Here is an 18,234-nt window from a genome sequence, read left to right on the forward strand (position 1 = left end):
ACGCGATCATTCACCCCTTTTTTCCATTTTCCGTAAAGCTCGGATATAATGGAAGAAAGGGGTGTTTGCTGTGGAAAAAGTAAATATCGCACAGAAATTTACGCTGTTTTCCGACTTGTGGAGTCCCAAGATCGCCGGTGAAATCAACGATACCCACGTCAAGCTGGTGAAGCTCAAGGGCGAATTCGTATGGCATCACCACGAGCATGAGGATGAGATGTTTCTCGTAGTAAAAGGAAGGCTGCTGCTCAAATTCCGCGATCGGGATGTGTGGCTGGAAGAAGGCGAGTTTCTGATCGTCCCGAAAGGAGTAGAACATATGCCTGTAGCTGAGGAGGAGGTGCACGTTCTGCTTTTGGAGCCGAAAACGACGCGCAATACAGGCAATGTGGAAAACGAGAGAACGGTATCTGATCTGTCTGTGATCTAGCCGACAGAGTGGAAATGGGTCTGAAGGTAAAGCGACGAAAATTGCAACAATATTCGTGATAATGGGAAGAAGGGTTGGCAGATGCAGACTGACACATTGCAAGCACATCTCTCCCGGATCATATCCGGGGCAGAAGGGAGCTGGGGCGTGACTGTTTCGGAGATCGGGCGCAAGACGTACTATGCGCATCGGGCCGATGAGCCGTTCATTGCCGAGAGCATTATCAAACTTCCGATCATGGCTGCTGTATTCGCCGCAGCCGCCCAGGGACGCTTTTCCCTGGACGAGCGGGTTGCGCTGCGCCAGGAGGATCTGGTCGCGGGCTCCGGGGTGCTGTACAGGCTCACGCCGGGCCTTCTGCTGACGATCCGTGAGCTGGTCACACTGATGATTATTCAGAGCGACAACACGGCGACAAATGTCCTGATCGACCTGGTCGGCACAGCCCAGATTGAGCAGACGATGCAGGAGCTGGGCATGGAACGCAGTCGCTTCGTGCGCAAGCTGATGATCTATCCGGCAGACTGCGAGGACAACAACCTCGTTACGGCGGGAGATGTGGCGCGAATGTTGGAGATGCTGGCCGAAGGACGATACGTGTCGGCGGGTGCCTGCGAGGAAATGATCGCGATTTTGAAAAAACAGCAGTTTTGCGACGGGCTGCCCTCGCTGTTGCCGAAAGCCGTCTCTTCCACGGGCAAGGAAGAGCAGGCTTGCGATTGGGAAATGGGCAGCAAATCGGGATGGGATACAGGGCGGCAGCACGACGCGGGAATTTTGTACACGAATGGACGCTGCTTTGTCATCGTGGCCCTGTCCCGGGACGTAGAAGCGGAAGGAGCGCTCGCGACGCTTGGCTCACTGGGCAGAACAGTCTACGAGTATGCAAAGCGGGTGTAGGTCTGTCTTCTCACAAAAAAGAGGTGTCCGATCGATCAGGATCAACGGACGCCTCTTTTGCTTTACATAACCTCCTGCAGCGCGAGTGCATGGGACGGAATCAGACATTCAAAGCGGCTCGCTGCATGTGGAGAAACATGCTCCTTCAAGAACCCCATTTTGACAAAAAAACGCAGAGCGGTGTAGACGGTAGAAAGTGTAATGTTGGGCATATCACTTTTGAGCGCGAGATAGACATCCTTGGCTGTAGGCGGGTTGACGGCGCTCAGCATGTGGAGCAAAACCGCTCTTCTTTGTACGGTCAACCGTTTGCCAAGATGCTTGACTTGCTGCGTGACACTGGAGAGTTGTGGATCCATCGCAGCTCACCTCTTTTTTAAAATAATTATTATATAATTTTTATTATCGTTTTCTTGCGCCCGATCGTCAACCCTTTCTTCGCCCGTTTCCTCGACAAAAAACGCCCCGCCTGACAGAAAGGGGGGCGATGACACGTTTCCCTTTTTGCCAGTCGAGGCGTGAATTGTATCCATGATCTCGTTACAGCTTCGTGATGAGCTGGTTGAGGCGCTCTGCCATGCTGGCCAATTCCTCGGTGGCGGCAGCCGTCTCTTCCGTGCTGGCTGAAGTCTGCTCGGTTACCGCGGCGATGCTCTGTGCCGCATGCAGGATTTCATTTACTTGCGCTGCTTGCTGTTCGCTGTTGGCAGCGACTTCGGTGATGCGCTCCGAAGAGTCTCTCACAAAGCGGATGATCTCGGTGAACGATTCACCGGCGCTCGTGATCAGCTCATTTCCGGAACGCACGGTTTCCACTGCGTCTTGCGTGCTTTCCTGCATATTTTGTACGAGCTGGATAATTTCCTTGGTCGCTTCACTGCTCTGGTTGGCCAGCTTTCCGACCGAGTCGGCGACGACAGCAAAGCCGCGTCCATGCTCTCCGGCGCGTGCAGCTTCGATCGAAGCGTTCAGGGCGAGGAGCTTCGTTTGGTCGGCGATGTCTTTGATCGTCGTGACAATCAGATCGATCTTGCGCGAATGATCCAGCAGATAGTGCACTTTTTGCGAAATGTTCCGCATTCCGTCCATCGCGTTGTTCATCAGGTCTCCACCGTTCGTCGCGGCGCTGGCGGTCTGGTTTACGAGCGTGCTGGTCTGATCGATATGGGTAGCGATTTGGCTGATGGCGATGTTCATCTGTGTGATCATTTCCGTGATGTTGTTTACCATGTTGCTTTGATGGACACTGCCGTTCGCCACTTCTTGCACGCTCGCGGTAATTTCCTCAGACGAGCTGGCCAAGGTTTGCGCTGAAGCACCGATGTTAAAGGAGACGTTGCGCAGGTCTCGGGTGATGAAAACGACCAAAAGAATACCGATTGCGATTGCGACGAGAATGACAACGACGACAATAATAAAGGAAGTATAGTAAATATTCACGGATTGGGTGGCAGCATTCTCGGAGCCGGCTCCGTTTACGCCAATCAGTGTGGAGAGCACTTGTGCTGCCGATTCCCATTCTGCGTTGATTTTTTTGACTTCCTGGAGAGTGCGGTCCATGTCCGACCCTCTGGCAATTTCGATGACCACTGGAAGTTTTTGCTTGTAGTCTTGCCAGGACTGGCTGAATTGTGCAAACAGATTTTGCTCTTCTTCAGTAGAGATCAGTGCTTCGTATTGTAAGAGTAGCTGGTCTATTTCTTTACGGCATCGGTAATGTTGTTCTCATATCTGGTCATTTCCGATTCATTGCTTTCCATGCCGAGCGCATTCAAAAACCTTTGGATGTAGACCGTTTGGGTTTCTACTTCGCCGAGCATCGTAACGCTGGGCAGCCAGTTGTCTTTAATCTCGTTTGCCTTGTCGCCCATTTGGCTCATTTGCAGGATGGTGATCCCCCCGGTTACGGCCAGCAAGCATAAGAGTGTGATAAAACCCAGAAGCACCTTTCGTCTGATTGGCATGTTCGTTCCTCCATGATGTTCGAATGACTATCTATCTCAAGAGATACCCATTTTGGATACGGTTGAAACTTTATTATTTTTTTTAATGTCACAATACTGTAAAATGACAAGCCATCTGCTTTTCAAGTCAACTTCTGGTATAATGATCGGGATAAGCATAATTTGGATGGAGGTAGGGACGATGTACAACATGTTGTTGGAATCCCACGTCGGCGGTTGGGAAGTGGCATTCGTACTGCTGATCATAGCTTATATTTTGCACCGAATGGGAAAGGCAAAGGCCGGGAAGATCCTGCATATGATCTTGCGCCTGATGATCGTCATTATTTTGGTTTCGGGAGCAGGTCTGCTTTTCAGCTACCATGCGACCGACGTTTATTTCTACATCAAGGCGATTCTCGCGCTGGTCGTGTTCGGACTGATGGAGATGTCGCTGGGACGCGCATCGAGACAGCAGCCGAGCCTCGGCTTTTTCATCGGGGCGATCGTACTGATGGTAGTGGTTATTTTGTTCGGTTACGAAAATTTCCGATGGTAGTAGGAAGTGCAGCAGGAGGCTTTTGTCCGCGAATCGTTTGCGGGCGAGAGCCTCTTTTCATGTTTGGGACTGACGTGTTGGGAGCAGTGGCGGGTGAAGGTCTTTTCGTTTATGGATGGAATTGGAGAAAAACTCCGCTTTTTATTTATATCGTGGAGGTTTACTCCTTTTTCTTGTATAATGGTGGTAACGATGATGCGATTGCGGCCATTTTTTCCCGCGCACAAGGAGGTGTCAAACGGAAGTGAATATCGTATTGCAGATACAAAGTTTGCTGCCGTCCTTTACCAAGTCGGAGCAAAAAGTAGCGCAGACGGTTCTCGCCCAGACAGAGGATGTGATCTATTTCTCCGTGCTCGATCTCGCCGAAAAGGCGGGGGTGGGGGAGACGACGGTGCTGCGCTTTTGTCGCAAGATCGGGTTTCGCGGCTATCAGGAGTTCAAGCTGGCTTTGGCACAGGAGCTGGTCACTCCGGTCAAAAACCTGCATGGCGAGGTCAGTGAAGACGATTCGCTCCAGACGATCGCGCAAAAGCTGAACGCTGCCAACCAGAAAGCGATCGAAGACACGACTGCGCTGTTTCGGGAAGACGAGCTGGCGCGTTGCGTCGAGCTGCTGCGCAATGCCCGCACGATCCATTTTTACGGGGCGGGAACATCGGCAATGACCGCGCAGGATGCGAAGTACACCTGTCTGCGGCTGGGGCTTAGGGTGGACGCCTTTTCCGAATCCCACCTGCAGGCGATGGCGGCGGCTACGCTGGGCGAGGGGGATGTGGCGGTCGGCCTGTCCGTCTCAGGCAGCACGAAAGATACGATCGAAGCCCTGAAGGTAGCCAGGGAAGCTGGAGCCACGGTCATCTGCATCACGCACTACCGACGCTCGCCGATTACACAGGAGGCGGACATTACCTTGCTGACGGCTGCACAGGAGGGACCGCTGCAAGGCGGATCGCTTGCCGCCAAAATCGCCCAGTTGCACGTAATCGACGTGCTGTTCACCGCGCTCGCGATGCAGATCAGGGAGACGGCGCTCTTGTACAAGGAGCGGACGGCCAAGGCCGTGCTGGAGCGAAAATATTAATCTGGAGTGAAACGACATGAAGCTGTGGGTGGTTGAAGACTATCAGGCGATGAGCCGTCGGGCAGCAGATGTTCTCGCCCGTGAAATAAAAAGGAAGCCGGATAGCGTGCTGGGCCTGGCTACCGGCGGGACACCAGTCGGAATGTACCAGGAGCTGGTCCGGATGCACCGGGAGGAAGGTCTCGACTTTTCCCGGGTTACGAGCTTTAATCTGGACGAATACGTCGGATTGCCTGCCGCTCATCCGCAATCCTATCGCACCTACATGGAAGAAAACCTGTTTGCCAAGGTCAATATCGATCCCCGTATGACCCATATCCCCCGCGGTGACGCGCCTGATCTCGAAGCCGAGTGTGCGCGATACGAGCGGGAGATTGCCCGTGCCGGAGGAATTGACATTCAGGTGCTGGGCATCGGGCGCAACGGTCACATCGGTTTTAACGAGCCCGGCTCCACTGCTGCGACGGCGACGCGGGTGGTGCAACTGACGCGCGATACCGTGGAAGCAAACGCCCGTTACTTCGATTCGCCCGATGAAGTGCCGACACAAGCGATATCTATGGGCATCCGGACGATTCTTGCAGCAAAGCGAATCCTGCTGTTGGCGAGCGGCTCTTCCAAGGCCGAAGCTGTACAGCGCATGCTGGAAGGCGAGCTGACGCCAGAGCTGCCTGCTTCGTTCCTGCGCCAGCACGCTGACGTGACGGTGGTCATGGATCGGCAGGCTGCCTCCCGTCTTCCCGCGGCGACGATTGCCGGTACTGCGGCGGACTGATCCGTCAGGACACTTGTTCACCAATCTGTGTAGGAATATCGATTTGTGCTTGTGTTATACTGGAAATGTCGCAAGAGGAAATCCAGATTTTACATGAGGAGTTGACGATACATGAGCACGAACGAAGCGCTTTTGACCTTGGAGGGCTGGTACACGTACCACAACTTCCGCACGATCAACTGGGAGAAGTGGAAGGCTGCCTCGGCGGACGAGCGCCAGGCTGCGCTGGACGAGCTTTCGACACTGCTGCACGTCTGGGCTGAAAATGAAGAGAAACAGGAAGGCAGCACGGCTGTCTACTCCATTTTGGGACATAAGGCCGATCTCGTTTTCATGTTCCTGCGTCCTACGATGCAAGAGCTGGACGAAATCAAGACCGCGTTCAACAAGACGCGTTTTGCCGCATACACAGAAGCGCCGTATTCCTATGTTTCGGTCGTGGAGCTGAGCAACTACGTCCACAACCCGGGAGAAGATCCAAAGGCCAATCCGCATGTGCGCGAACGCCTCTACCCGATTCTGCCCAAATGGGAGCACATCTGCTTCTATCCGATGAACAAAAAGCGCAATCTGCAAGACAACTGGTATATGCTGACGATGCAGGAGCGCCAGGAAATGATGCGTTCCCACGGCATGATCGGCCGCAAGTACGCAGGAAAAGTCAAACAGATTATCGGCGGTTCGGTCGGCTTTGACGACTGGGAGTGGGGAGTTACCCTGTTTGCCAATGATCCACTGGAATTCAAGCACATCGTCTACGAAATGCGCTTCGACGAAGTGAGCGCACGCTACGGCGAATTCGGCAATTTCCTGGTCGGCAATGTGCTGAACGAAGAGTCGCTGAAGAAGCTCTTGCACGTATAACGGAGTTTTTGAAAAAACGGTTCCCGCGAGTTGATGCGTGAGCCGTTTTTTTGTGCTTATCGCACTACCGGGGGCAAGGTTGTTTTGGATGCCAGATAATGGTACCATCGATGAGATATGCCAAACCGAATCTATCAAAGAGAGGAGCAATGTTTACGTGAACAAACGGAGCAAACCTTGGAGACTGACGGCAGGCGTGACGACTGCGATATTGCTGGGCCCGACACTGGCTGGCGTCGGGGCACCCGGTGTGCTGCCGGCTGCGTATGCTGCGGAGCAAGCCGCCGGCGAACTGAGCCGGGAAGACGCGATCAAGCGGGCTCAGGAGCAGTTGGAGTTTCTGGCGGGCTACAAGCTGGAGCGAGCGAACCACTATGTAGATCCAACAGAATCGGTATATTGGACCATGACCTGGAAAAATGACAGCAATGAAAGGATCTCTATCGATCTGGACGCATCGACGGGTGTCCTTCAGCGCTTCTTCCGTTACGTGGAACGGCCCAGCTCTGCTGTTGCAGGGGGCAAGCTGGATGCAGAAGCAGCAAAACAGACGGCAGTGCGGTTTTTGGAAAAGGTGGCCAGTCCCGAGGAACGGGCCAAATTGTCAGAAGCAAATGAATATCCGAGCTTCTCTGGCTATTATGGCAGTGTCCGGGAAAACCAGTTTACGTTTACCCGTGTAGAAAACGGCCTGCCTTTCCTCGAAAACGGATTTGAAATCGTTCTGGACGAGACGGGTGAAGTTCAATCGTACTGGCGCAACTGGTATGAGGGAGAACTTCCCGACCCTGCCGAGGTCATCTCCGAGGAGGAAGCGGCGGAGCTGCTCGCACAGGAAATAGCGCCATCCCTGATGCATCAATCGCTTTCGTCGATGTATCCGACTATCGCCTCGAACAGCCAGACAGCAATGATCTACCGTTTTGGGCCGCATGATCCGCAGTATGTAAACGCTGTTGACGGGACAGTCATCAACGCGTTGGGCAAACCGTCCCAAGCCAGAACGATTGAGCCGCTGGGCAGCACCGTTTCCACAGTGCAGCAACAAAGGATTACGGTGGAAGAAGCGCAGAAAATCGCGGATCAGGTCATTAAACGGCTGCCTGGAAACTACCAGTCGGAAGGGCAGCGAGGAAGCGGCTCCAGCTCCGGTTCCGACGGGATCGAGTACAGCTACTGGGTGTTTGCATACGAGCCGCTGCACGGGAGCGGCGAGGACGCCGTGCCAGTGGAAATCTCGATCGGAGACCGGGGAGAGTTGGTCGAATACCAGCTCGATTCCAATCGCCGCTTCGGCAGTACCGGCCCGATCACCGGGGAGACGGTGACATGGGAGCAGGCGCAGCAAAGTGCGGTTGAGCTGGTGAAAACGCTCTTGGCAGACAGGCTGGGAGAAATCTACCTGATGCCGGATCCAGGCGAAGGGCAAGTGAAATGGGCGCTGGAGCAAGGCAGCTCGTACCGCGTATCGTTTGGCTGGCTGCACGCAGGTGTGCCGATCGAAAACGCCGAATTTTCGGTTGATGTAGACCCGAAAACGGGAGAGGTGGTCGAACTGCGCGTGAATTTGCGCGACCTGCGCCGGACTTTGGCAGAGCCCAAACAGGCCGTCGACCTCGATACGGTGAGAGCGACCTTGAGGGACGAACACAAGCTGATGCTTACGTATTACCAGCCGGGAATCTATTTCCAACCTTCCGAAGCCGCGAATGGACCGCTTCTCGTCTATCGCTACGTCGGCGAATCCGGCTTTGTCGACGCCACGACAGGGGAGTGGATCAGCTACAGCCAGCTTGAGGAAAGAGCGAAACCGCAGGACATCGCCGACCACCCGCAGCAGGAGGCGCTGGAATGGGCGGTTCGATACGGCCTTTTGCAGGTGACCGACGGCAAACTGGAACCGGAGCGGCAAGTGACGCGCGGGGAAATGGCACAAGTTATTTCGCGCTTGTCTGACATGGCGGAATTCCACAGAGCGGTCTACTTCGGCTACGACGACACCGAGCAGGTGACGTTCGCCGACATTGGCGAGACGCATCCGCTCTACGGCGTCATCCAGAAAAATCTGCGCCAAGGCTACATCGAAAAGACAGCGCAGCGCTTTGAGCCGGAGCAGCCGGTGACGCGCGCCCAGGCTGCCGACATGATCGCCCGCTTGCTCGGCTACAAGGACTTGCTCGACAATCCGGAAATCTTTAATTCGCCTTTCACGGATTTGCAGAGCCATCAGGTCGCAGCCGTCAGCATTTTGCACGGCGAAGGCGTTTTCCCGGGAAAATCGGCCAACCGCTTTGATCCGAATGGCTCGCTGACCCGGGCTGAATTGGCGCAAATCGCACAGGCGCTGGTGCAATATAAAGAAAAGAGATAAAAACGTAACAAACTCTTTGCTTTGGATATGGTCTCGTTTTTGCTATTCTAAACAGTGATAAGAGCGAGGACAGATACAACATGAAGATCACGCACTGTGGAGGGGAACGAGACTGAGCTTTTACTCTTTTCGCATCGGAAATCGAACAATCAAGACTGCAATCGGCACAGCGATTTCCATTTTGATCGCCCAGCAGTTGGGATTGATGTTTTACGCAGCGGCAGGGATCATTACCATCCTGTGCATCCAGGTGACAGTCAAGCAGTCGGTCAGGACAGCGCTCAACCGCTTCCTGGCCAGCCTGCTCGGGCTGGGTCTGGGTGCTGCCTGGTTTTACCTGATCGGCTTCACACCGCTTGCGCTGTTGCTGACGATTCTCGTCTTTATGCCAATCGCCGTCCGCGTCCGGATTCAGGAAGGCTTTGTGACCAGCATGGTCGTATTGATGCACCTCTACGCGGAGGAGCGGATGGACCTGGCGCTTATTGCCAACGAGCTGGCCCTTTTGACGATCGGGATCGGGGTGGCGCTGCTCGTCAACCTGTACATGCCCAGCCTGGAAAAGGAACTGAAGGCGATGCAGGAAAAAGTGGAGGAGCATTTCAGCAAAATTCTCCGCGAGTACAGCCACTACTTGCGTTTTGGCGACAACGAATGGGACGGTCGCGAGCTGATCGAACTGACCAGCCTGTTGGACAAGGCCGTCAAGCTGGCTTCGCGAGACGTCGAAAACCGCCTCGGACGCGGAGACGATACGTATCGCTCCTACTTTGTAATGCGGGAAAAGCAATTTGAGCTGTTGGAGCGGATGATGCCGATCGTCTCTACTCTCGACGCCCAGGTTCCGCAAGGGTTGCAGATCGCCGACTTTTTGGAGCGGCTCAGCGATTCGGTCCACCCCGGCAACACCGCCTACCGCTACCTGGACCAGCTTCGGGAAATGCGCGAGGAGATCCAGGCGTCGCCTTTGCCGAAGACACGCGAAGAATTTGAGACGCGCGCGGCGCTGTTCTATTTGCTGCGCGAGATCGAAAACTACCTGTACATCAAACATGAGCTGGGCAAAAACGAGGGGAACAGCCCCGCAAGCAAAAAGACCGCACGTGAGCCATAGACGGCCAGGCGGTCTTTTTGCTGTCATGGGAGGCAAAGTGCAAGCATATAAACAAAGCAACCAAGCTGAGTGAAAATGGAGTATTAGCAATTATTTGACTATTTAATAAACGGCAGGTATAATTTGGATAACTTTGTTAGTAAATATAACTAACTACTAGGTGGTGAGAAATGAGACGTGCATGGTCTCAACAAAGCAGGTAACCGAAAGCTCGTCAAGCTGTTGAACAAGGAAGAGGTTTTGCAGCAGGTCATCCAGCACGGTCAGATGTCTCGGGCCGACATCGCCAAGCGGACACAGCTCAGCCGCCCTTGCGTCTCCGCCCTCGTCGAAGAAATGATCCACGAAGGGCTGTTGCAGGAAGTGGGAATGGGCGACTCCAAAGGCGGGCGAAAACCGATCCTCTTGGAGTACAACTACCAGGCCTTTGTCATCGCCGGAGCGATTTTCGAGGGCACTTCGCTGGACATGACGATAGCCGACCTGAAGGGTGAGTTCCTCGCCCGCTACCGGAAAAAGCTGGCCCAGCCTGCCGATGGAGAGGCCGTCATTGCCGACTTGGCGCATGGTTTGGAACATTTGCTAAAAGAGAGCGGAATGGCGCGGGAGCGGTTGTTGGGAATCGGCGTCGGCTTGCAGGGCGTGACACAGCGCGGGAGCGGCACCGTCAGCTTTTCTCCGAGTACGGGCTGGATGGGGTCGCCGATCCAGCAGACGATAGAAGCGCGTCTGGGCGTCCCGGTGATCATCGACAACGACGTCAACCTGATGACGCTGGGCGAGTATGTGCGGGGTGTCGGCGTCGGCCATTCCCATGTCGTCTACATGTACGTCGGTACGGGGATTGGCTCCGGCGTGATCCTGGACGGACAATTTTACCGGGGCAGCCGGGACGCTGCCGGAGAGATCGGATTCATGCTGATCGGTCCTGATCACAAGCGTCGTGACAGCGCTTCCGGCGTCTTTGAGTCGCACTATTCCGTACCCGGCATTTTGCAGCGGGCCAAGGGAGTTCTCTCTGACCTTCAGGAAGGGTCGAGTGTCATACAGGAGCTGAACCGTCACGCCAGGGCAGGCAGCCTCGAAGCGCGCAATCTGCTCGACGAGGTATACCGCCACTGGGCGTATGGGATCGCCAACATCGCAAGCGTAGTCAACCCGGAACTTTTGATCCTGAGCGGAGAGATGGTCCATATCGATGACGAAGGGGTGAAGCGAATAGCAGATTGGCTCACGGAATGGGTGCCGGAAGTGCCCATTCTGAAAAAGGCGGTACTCGGCGAGCAGGCAGGACTGATTGGCGCCGTACATTCCGTGTTGGAGTCATTCCCATCGATGAGCCTGCTTCACAAGGTAAAAGAAGAATAAGGGGGAGAACGCTTTGAAAAAGAAGAGTACACACATAAGCAAATGGATAAGAGGACTGTTTGCCGGTTCGCTGGCGCTCATGGTCGCTGCATGTTCAAGCGGAGGGCAGCAGCCGGCACCTCCCGAAAACAGCCAGGGCAGCGGGACGGGCGGACAGACTGCGGAGCAGCCGGCTCCATCCGACGAACCACAGCAGCTGGTCATCTACACGGGGCGCGACAAGAACATCTTTGAACTGGTAATTCCGAAATTCAACGACAAATACCCGAATATCGAAGTCGAGACGCTGGAGATGGGGGCACAGCAAATTCTTGAGCGTGTCCGCGCCGAAAAGGCCAATCCGCAGGCAGATTTCTGGTGGGGTGGCACACAGTCCGCGCTGAGCACGGCAGCCAATGAAGGCCTGCTGGAAGCATACAAGCCTACGTTTGCCGACCAGATCCCTGATCTCTACAAAGACCCGCAGGATCGCTGGTACGGGGAAATGCTGCTCCCGGAAGTAATCATGTACAACAAGGATGCGATGAGCCGGGAAGAAGCGCCGCAAGATTGGGATGATTTGCTCGATCCCAAGTACAAGGACAAAATCGTCATCCGCAACGTGCTGCCATCAGGAACGATGCGCACCATCTACTCGGCAATGATCTATCGCCAGGGTCCGGATACGCCGGAAAAAGGGTATGAGTGGCTGATGAAGCTGGACGCCAACACCAAGGAGTACACCCAGGACCCGACCAACCTCTACCTCAAGCTGGACCGCCAGGAGGGGCTGATCTCCCTGTGGAACCTGCAGGACGTGCTGATTCAGGGGCTGAAAAACAACCACCCGTACGACTTTATTTATCCCGAGAGCGGGGCGCCGATTCTCGTCGATGGCGTGGCGATCATCAAGGGAGCGAAAAATCCGGATGCCGCGAAAAAGTTCATGGAATTCCTGATGAGCCCGGAGATGGCGGCCGAATTGGCCAAGGAGCGCTTCCAGTTCCCGTCCCGCACCGACATCGGCAAGGATCAGCTACCGGATATCATGCGAAACCTGGAGCTGAAGCCGCTTGAGCTGGATTGGGACGTCATGGCGGAAAAAGAGATGGAATGGATGCAGTACTGGGACGAAAACATCAAGGGAAAAGCGCAGAAGTAAACGATTCGGGAGAGCAAGACTGCCCGAAAGGCTAAGGGCAGGATGATGGCGGACGGAGAGGAGCGATCCCCTCCGTCCTATCGCTTGCCGTCCTTGGACACAGCAATTTTTTCACAAAAGGAGGGTCATCTACTGGATGAGCAGCGTCACACTGGATCACGTACACAAACAGTTTGGCACGGCAAAGGGGGTAGAGGATGTACACATTCACATCGAATCGGGCGAATTTTTTACCTTTCTCGGGCCCAGCGGCTGCGGCAAGACGACCACGCTGCGGATGATCGCCGGTTTTTACTACCCGTCGCAGGGCAGCATCCGGTTTGATCAGCAGGATGTGACCTCCGTGCCGCCGCACAAGCGAAATACAGGCATGGTGTTTCAAAACTACGCGCTGTTTCCGCATATGACCGTATTTGAAAACATCGCATTCGGCTTGCAGGTGCGCAAAATGGGCAAGGAAGAGACACGCGAGCGGGTGGAGAAGATGATGAAGCGCGTCCGGCTGGAAGGCTACGGCGAACGCCGCATCGACCAGCTCTCGGGCGGTCAGCAGCAGCGTGTAGCACTGGCCCGGGCACTGGTCATCGAGCCACAGATTTTGCTCCTGGATGAGCCGCTCTCCAACCTGGATGCCAAGCTGCGGGAAGAGACGCGCTTTGAAATCAAGCGGCTGCAACTGGAATTGGGAATCACCACGATCTACGTCACACACGACCAGGCTGAGGCGATGTCCATGTCAGACCGGATCATGGTGATGAAAAACGGCGAGGTGCAGCAGGTCGGAACGCCCTACGAAATCTACCACGCCCCCGTCAACCGCTTTGTCGCCTCCTTTATCGGCGAGACCAATTTGTGGGAAGGGACGGTAGTTGCTGTAGACGGGGAGGAGGTGCGCGTGCAGCTCGCTGCCGGACAAATGCTCACGGGTATGCGCAAACACGCCTCTCCGCGCGCCAATTTGACGACGGGCAGCAAAGTCGTCATGTCGATCCGGCCGGAGTCTGTGGAGGAAAGAACGGCCGCCGAGGGAGAGAATACCGTCAGCGGAACCGTGCAGTTGGCTGAATTTACCGGGGCTTGCGTCAACTACGTCACCACGGTCGGCAGCGAGCAATTGCGCAGCATGTCGATCAATCTCGGCAGGCCGATCAAACAGCGTGGTGCCACGATCCACTGGCATATTCCCAAAGAGAGCATTTACTTTGCCGAGTGAGGAGGAGAAGCGATGAATACCGAACTGCAACCCGTTTCGGCACCGACCAGGCGAAAATCGATCACCGCTTCCCCTGCCTTTGTCTACGTCCTGGTGTCGCCGCTCTACATCATTTTGCTGGCGTATGTCATCTATCCGTTGTATGAGACGTTTCTATCCAGCGTCAATGTAAATGAGGAATTCACGTGGAAAAACTACGCGCGCTTTTTCAGCCTGGAGCATACCGCCAATCTCGAGGCGCTGTGGACAAGTGTGTACATATCCGTACTCAGCGTCATCACCTGCGGCATTGTCGGGGTGAGCATGGCGTTTTTGCTGGAGCGCTACGAGTTTCCGGGACGCAAAATTCTCTCTGTCCTCGCCTTGGTCCCGATGGCGCTGCCGCCGCTGATCGGCGTTTTGTCGTTTACGTTCCTGTACGGGGAGAGCGGCATTTTCCCGCGAGCGATCAAGGAGTTGTTTGGACTGTCTCAGGTTCCGTTCTCGCTCAAAGGTTTTTGGGGCGTAGTCGTCGTTCATACTTTTACCATGTACCCCTATTTCTTTATGACGGCGAGCGCGGCGATCAAAGGGCTTGATCCCTCACTGGAAGAGGCTGCGGCAAGCCTCGGGGCCAATCGCTTTACGGTCTGGCGCCGCGTCATCCTGCCGATGCTGACACCGGCGATGGTGGCTTCCGCGCTGCTCGTATTCATGGTCTCGATGGCATCGTATACCGCTCCGCTTATTTTTGGCATTGACCGGACGATGACGATGCAGATCTACCTGTCCCGCACCAACGGAGCCCTGGACATGGCAGCCACCCAGTCGACGATCCTGTCCATCGTCTCTGTCGCCTTCCTGCTTGTGATGCGCTGGTATCAGGGCAGACGCAACTACCAGAACATGAGCAAAGGCGTGAGCGTCCATCGCACGGAAATCCGCAGCAAAGTCGGCCGCTACGCGACGATTGTCCTGTCGTTTGTCGGGACGCTTGTTCTGATGCTGCCGATCCTCGTCATCGTGCTGATTTCCTTCTCCGTCGACGGGACGTGGACGGTCCAGGTGCTGCCGCCGGAGTACACCTTCCAGCATTACGTCGACCTGTTTACCGACAGCAAGACATGGCGGCCGATCGCCAACAGTCTGCAGCTTTCTGCCGTCGCCTCCGTCGGCATCGTCTTGTTCGGGGTCGCCGCCGCATATGCGATGGTTCGCCTCAACTTCCGCGGAAAGGCACTGATGGACACCCTGATCATGCTGCCCTGGGCATTGCCGGGAACCGTCGTCGCAGTCAACCTGATCGCAGCTTTCAGCACGCCCAACGTCTTCAGCTTCAACCAGGTGCTGATCGGCTCGTTCTGGATCATTCCGCTCGCCTACTTTGTCCGCCATCTGCCGCTCGTCTTCCGCTCGACGCAGGCGACGCTGATGCAGATGGACCCGTCTGTGGAGGAAGCGGCGCGCAATCTGGGGGCGTCGTGGTGGTACAGCTTTCGCCGCGTCGTCTTTCCGATGGCGTGGGGCGGCATCCTGGCGGGCACACTGCTGGCATTCGTGCAATGTATCGGGGAGTTTGTCGCCTCGATCCTGATTTTTACCACGCGGACGATACCGCTCTCTGTGGCGATTTTCCAGCGCATGTACAGCTTTGAGTTCGGCACCGCCTGCGCGTATGGGGTCTTGCAGATTTTGGTCATTATCATCGTCTTGTTCCTGTCGCGAAAACTTGCTGGCGACAAGGCAGGAACAGCCGTCTGAGGACGCCCGCCGTCGGGTGTTCGCCGTTTTGTGGCCTTCCTTTTTCGTTCAATCCACGGCTTCTGCTGCAACAGATGCCGTGATTGAGATAAATACCAATCTGAAAAGGGAACGGAGGATTGCACATGAGGAATGGGAAACGTGTCAAGCTGTCCACGCTTGCCGCTACCGTGGCGCTGGCGAGCAGCATCCTGCTGCCAGTCAGCCCGCAGCCAGCCTATGCCGACAGGGGAGTCGTCGATCTGTGGAAGGCGATAAAACCGCTGACTACGATCGCCACCGCGATGAATACCGGGGCGCATCCTGACGACGAGCACAGCGCTACACTGGCGTATTTGTCTTTGGGCAAAGGCGTGGAGACGAGCAGCGTCATCGCCAATCGCGGCGAGGGCGGTCAAAACGAGATCGGCAGCGAGCTGGGGAATGCGCTGGGCATTATCCGCACCCGCGAGCTGCAGGAAGCCTCCAAGGTGACGAATGTGCATCTGGAGCTTTTGAGCCAGCAGATTGATGATCCGATTTACGATTTTGGCTTCTCCAAAAGTCCCGACGAAACGCTTGAAAAATGGGGAGAGCAGGTGGCGTATGAGAGGCTGATTCGCACCATTCGCACGCTGCGGCCTGATGTGCTGATTCCTTCCTTTCTAAATGAACCATCGACCCACGGCCACCATCGCGCGATCAATATTATGACGGTCCGGGCGTTTGCGGACGCCGCAGATCCCACTGTCTTTCCCGCCCATCTGAGGGAGGGTCTCGCCCCGTGGCAGCCGAAAAAACTGTATGTGCCGGCCAGCGAAAACTCGTATTCGGTACGCGTTCCCGTCGGTGACTACGACGTCGTATACGGCGCTTCCTACACGCAGCTTGGCGAGGAATCGCGGTTTATGCACAAGAGCCAGGGGATGGGACGCCATTACGACGAAGGGCCGCGCTACAGCTACTACAAGCTGGAGCAATCAACGGCGGCATCGCTCGTAAACGAACAGGAGAGCGATTTCTTTGACGGCATCGCGTTTACCTTCGACGACCTGGCCCGCGAAGTGACCTTGCAGCCGGGAGCGGGGCCGATCGTCTCCGACCTGCGCCAGCTGCAGCGGCAAGCAGATGCGGTCATTGCTGCCTTCCCGAGCTTCCCTGACGTAGCGGAGCAGGTGCACAAGATGCTGGCTACGGTTCAAAGCACAGCGGCCAAAGTGCAGGCATCAGCGCTGGAGGACAGCGTCAAGCAAGACTTGCTGCACCGTTTGGCGATCAAGGAAAAGCAGTTGAACAAGGCCAGTCTCGAGGCGCTCTCTCTGGTCGTCAAGCTGCGGCCGGATACGCATGAGCTGGTGGCCGGTCAAACGACAAAAATCAGCGTTACGGCGTACAACGGCGGAAGCGCGTCTGTCGAGCAGGTGCAACTGAACCTGAACCTGCCACGCGGCTGGCAGGCAAAAGCGCTGGGCGCAACGAGCTTTTCCAGTCTCGGCTACAACCAGACGGTGAAGGCGGAGTATGAGGTGACAGTACCAGCCAACGCTGCCCTGTTCCAACCGTACGCCGCACCGGAAGTGACGGCAGATGTCGCGTACCATTTTGCCGGCACCGCCTCGAAAACGACGTTCAGCTCCGACAATCCCGTCGCCGTTTTGCCCGCGTTTGCCATGGAGCTGAGCCCCGAAGCAGCCGTTCTGAATACGCTGAAACCAACAGATCCGATTCCGGTCAAAGTGACCGTGCGAAATTACACGCCCGGCTCTGTTCAGACAAACATCTCCCTGCAAGTGCCAGACGGCTGGAAGGTGGAGCCGCAGACGACCCCACTCGCCTTTTCCGCCAAAGGGCAGACGCTGTCCGCAGCCTTTACGGTCACCGCTTCCTCTGGTGTTCGCTCCGGCATTTACGGGATTACCGCAGTCGCATCCGGCGGCGGCAAAGTGAGCAACCACGGAGCGCAAGTCATCAGCTATCCGCATATCGGAACCACTTACTTTGTCAAGCCGGCCACCTTGACCATCCAGGCATTTGACTTGCAGGTGCCGGAAGGATTGAAGGTAGGATACGTCTCTAGCGGCTTCGACGATATCGACAAGTATTTGCAGCAGCTCGGCATCGATGTGACGCTGTTGACGGCCAAGGACATCGAATCGGGCGATCTGGACGCCTATGACACGATCGTGCTGGGAATTCGCGCATACGGCTTCCGTCCCGAATTGACGGCGAGCAACGACCGTCTGCTGCGATACGTGGAAAACGGCGGCAACCTCGTCGTACAGTACCACAAACCGGAGGACAACTGGAAGCCGGAGCTGGCGCCTTATCCGATCAAGATCGGGACACCGCTGATCCAGTGGCGGGTCACGGATGAAAACTCGCCCGTGACAATGCTCGCTCCTGATCATCCGCTGTTCAACACCCCCAACAAGATTACCGCCGAAGACTGGGAGCACTGGGTTCAGGACCGCTCCGCCTACAATCCGTCAGAGTGGGGAGAACAGTACACCGAGCTGATTTCCAACGGCGATCCTGGCGAGGAGGAATTTACCGGGACGTACTTGACAGCTACCTACGGGAAGGGCACCTACACCTACAGCTCGCTCGTCTGGTATCGCGAAATTCCTGAGCTGGTGCCGGGAGCGATCCGGATGTTTGTCAACATGGTCAGCCTGAACCAGTAGCACAGACGTGCAAGCAGTATAAGCGAAAGGTATTTTGTACGTGCGCAACAACTGTTTCGGGAGAGCGGG

Annotated in this window: 15 protein-coding genes and 1 pseudogene; 13 read left to right on the top strand and 3 right to left on the bottom strand. The window is 55.7% G+C overall.

Annotation, left to right across the window (positions count from 1 at the left end; genetic code table 11):
- Positions 1-70: 70 nt before the first annotated feature.
- Complete coding sequence (locus tag ACAF76_RS04395) at positions 71-430, top strand: cupin domain-containing protein (protein WP_400162691.1); 360 nt, start codon at positions 71-73, stop codon at positions 428-430.
- Between the two features lie 81 nt (positions 431-511).
- A complete protein-coding gene (locus tag ACAF76_RS04400; RefSeq protein WP_400162692.1) occupies positions 512-1,330 on the top strand; it encodes a serine hydrolase in 819 nt (272 codons plus the stop codon).
- Between the two features lie 62 nt (positions 1,331-1,392).
- Here ACAF76_RS04400 and ACAF76_RS04405 read toward each other — a convergent pair whose 3' ends face one another.
- The 3 genes and pseudogenes from ACAF76_RS04405 to ACAF76_RS04415 all read right to left on the bottom strand — a co-directional run.
- Positions 1,393-1,689 (bottom strand): Fur family transcriptional regulator, encoded by a 297-nt coding sequence (locus tag ACAF76_RS04405; RefSeq protein ID WP_400162693.1) that lies wholly within the window; start codon positions 1,687-1,689, stop codon positions 1,393-1,395.
- 181 nt (positions 1,690-1,870) lie between these two features.
- A complete protein-coding gene (locus ACAF76_RS04410) occupies positions 1,871-2,560 on the bottom strand; it encodes a methyl-accepting chemotaxis protein (RefSeq protein WP_400162862.1) in 690 nt (229 codons plus the stop codon).
- 258 nt (positions 2,561-2,818) lie between these two features.
- Positions 2,819-3,294 (bottom strand): annotated as a pseudogene (locus ACAF76_RS04415) (MCP four helix bundle domain-containing protein); the annotation flags it as partial.
- Between the two features lie 181 nt (positions 3,295-3,475).
- Between ACAF76_RS04415 and ACAF76_RS04420 the strand changes: the two are divergent.
- From ACAF76_RS04420 to ACAF76_RS04470, 11 genes are all read left to right on the top strand, one after another.
- A complete protein-coding gene (locus ACAF76_RS04420) occupies positions 3,476-3,832 on the top strand; it encodes a YisL family protein (protein ID WP_400162694.1) in 357 nt (118 codons plus the stop codon).
- A 244-nt stretch (positions 3,833-4,076) separates the two neighbouring features.
- Positions 4,077-4,916: a MurR/RpiR family transcriptional regulator gene (locus ACAF76_RS04425; protein ID WP_400162695.1), complete on the top strand. Its 840-nt coding sequence runs from the start codon at positions 4,077-4,079 to the stop codon at positions 4,914-4,916.
- A 16-nt stretch (positions 4,917-4,932) separates the two neighbouring features.
- Complete coding sequence (gene nagB, locus ACAF76_RS04430) at positions 4,933-5,691, top strand: glucosamine-6-phosphate deaminase (RefSeq protein ID WP_400162696.1); 759 nt, start codon at positions 4,933-4,935, stop codon at positions 5,689-5,691.
- A gap of 111 nt (positions 5,692-5,802) precedes the next feature.
- Positions 5,803-6,555 carry a hydrogen peroxide-dependent heme synthase gene (gene hemQ / locus ACAF76_RS04435; RefSeq protein ID WP_400162697.1) on the top strand — a complete coding sequence of 251 codons (753 nt, stop codon included), beginning with the start codon at positions 5,803-5,805 and terminating at the stop codon, positions 6,553-6,555.
- 157 nt (positions 6,556-6,712) lie between these two features.
- A complete protein-coding gene (locus ACAF76_RS04440) occupies positions 6,713-8,926 on the top strand; it encodes an S-layer homology domain-containing protein (RefSeq protein ID WP_400162698.1) in 2,214 nt (737 codons plus the stop codon).
- 133 nt (positions 8,927-9,059) lie between these two features.
- Positions 9,060-10,040 carry an aromatic acid exporter family protein gene (locus ACAF76_RS04445; protein ID WP_400162863.1) on the top strand — a complete coding sequence of 327 codons (981 nt, stop codon included), beginning with the start codon at positions 9,060-9,062 and terminating at the stop codon, positions 10,038-10,040.
- Positions 10,041-10,217: 177 nt separating this feature from the next.
- Positions 10,218-11,408 (top strand): ROK family protein, encoded by a 1,191-nt coding sequence (locus ACAF76_RS04450; RefSeq protein ID WP_400162699.1) that lies wholly within the window; start codon positions 10,218-10,220, stop codon positions 11,406-11,408.
- 79 nt (positions 11,409-11,487) lie between these two features.
- Positions 11,488-12,549: an extracellular solute-binding protein gene (locus tag ACAF76_RS04455; protein WP_400162864.1), complete on the top strand. Its 1,062-nt coding sequence runs from the start codon at positions 11,488-11,490 to the stop codon at positions 12,547-12,549.
- 136 nt (positions 12,550-12,685) lie between these two features.
- Positions 12,686-13,762: an ABC transporter ATP-binding protein gene (locus ACAF76_RS04460; RefSeq protein WP_400162700.1), complete on the top strand. Its 1,077-nt coding sequence runs from the start codon at positions 12,686-12,688 to the stop codon at positions 13,760-13,762.
- 12 nt (positions 13,763-13,774) lie between these two features.
- Positions 13,775-15,502: an ABC transporter permease gene (locus ACAF76_RS04465; protein WP_400162701.1), complete on the top strand. Its 1,728-nt coding sequence runs from the start codon at positions 13,775-13,777 to the stop codon at positions 15,500-15,502.
- Positions 15,503-15,627: 125 nt separating this feature from the next.
- Positions 15,628-18,165, top strand: coding sequence for an NEW3 domain-containing protein (locus ACAF76_RS04470; protein ID WP_400162702.1), 2,538 nt, complete (start codon positions 15,628-15,630; stop codon positions 18,163-18,165).
- The last annotated feature ends 69 nt before the right edge of the window (positions 18,166-18,234 follow it).

It is taken from the genome of Brevibacillus sp. TJ4 (genome assembly GCF_044627595.2).
GTDB lineage: Bacteria > Bacillota > Bacilli > Brevibacillales > Brevibacillaceae > Brevibacillus.

Coding starts and splice junctions, on each gene's coding strand:
- ACAF76_RS04400 (WP_400162692.1), top strand. CDS start 512: ATGCAGACTGACACATTGCAAGCACATCTCTCCCGGATCATATCCGGG.
- ACAF76_RS04405 (WP_400162693.1), bottom strand. CDS start 1,689: ATGGATCCACAACTCTCCAGTGTCACGCAGCAAGTCAAGCATCTTGGC.
- ACAF76_RS04410 (WP_400162862.1), bottom strand. CDS start 2,560: ATGGTAAACAACATCACGGAAATGATCACACAGATGAACATCGCCATC.
- ACAF76_RS04420 (WP_400162694.1), top strand. CDS start 3,476: ATGTACAACATGTTGTTGGAATCCCACGTCGGCGGTTGGGAAGTGGCA.
- nagB (WP_400162696.1), top strand. CDS start 4,933: ATGAAGCTGTGGGTGGTTGAAGACTATCAGGCGATGAGCCGTCGGGCA.
- hemQ (WP_400162697.1), top strand. CDS start 5,803: ATGAGCACGAACGAAGCGCTTTTGACCTTGGAGGGCTGGTACACGTAC.
- ACAF76_RS04455 (WP_400162864.1), top strand. CDS start 11,488: ATGGTCGCTGCATGTTCAAGCGGAGGGCAGCAGCCGGCACCTCCCGAA.
- ACAF76_RS04460 (WP_400162700.1), top strand. CDS start 12,686: ATGAGCAGCGTCACACTGGATCACGTACACAAACAGTTTGGCACGGCA.
- ACAF76_RS04465 (WP_400162701.1), top strand. CDS start 13,775: ATGAATACCGAACTGCAACCCGTTTCGGCACCGACCAGGCGAAAATCG.
- ACAF76_RS04470 (WP_400162702.1), top strand. CDS start 15,628: ATGAGGAATGGGAAACGTGTCAAGCTGTCCACGCTTGCCGCTACCGTG.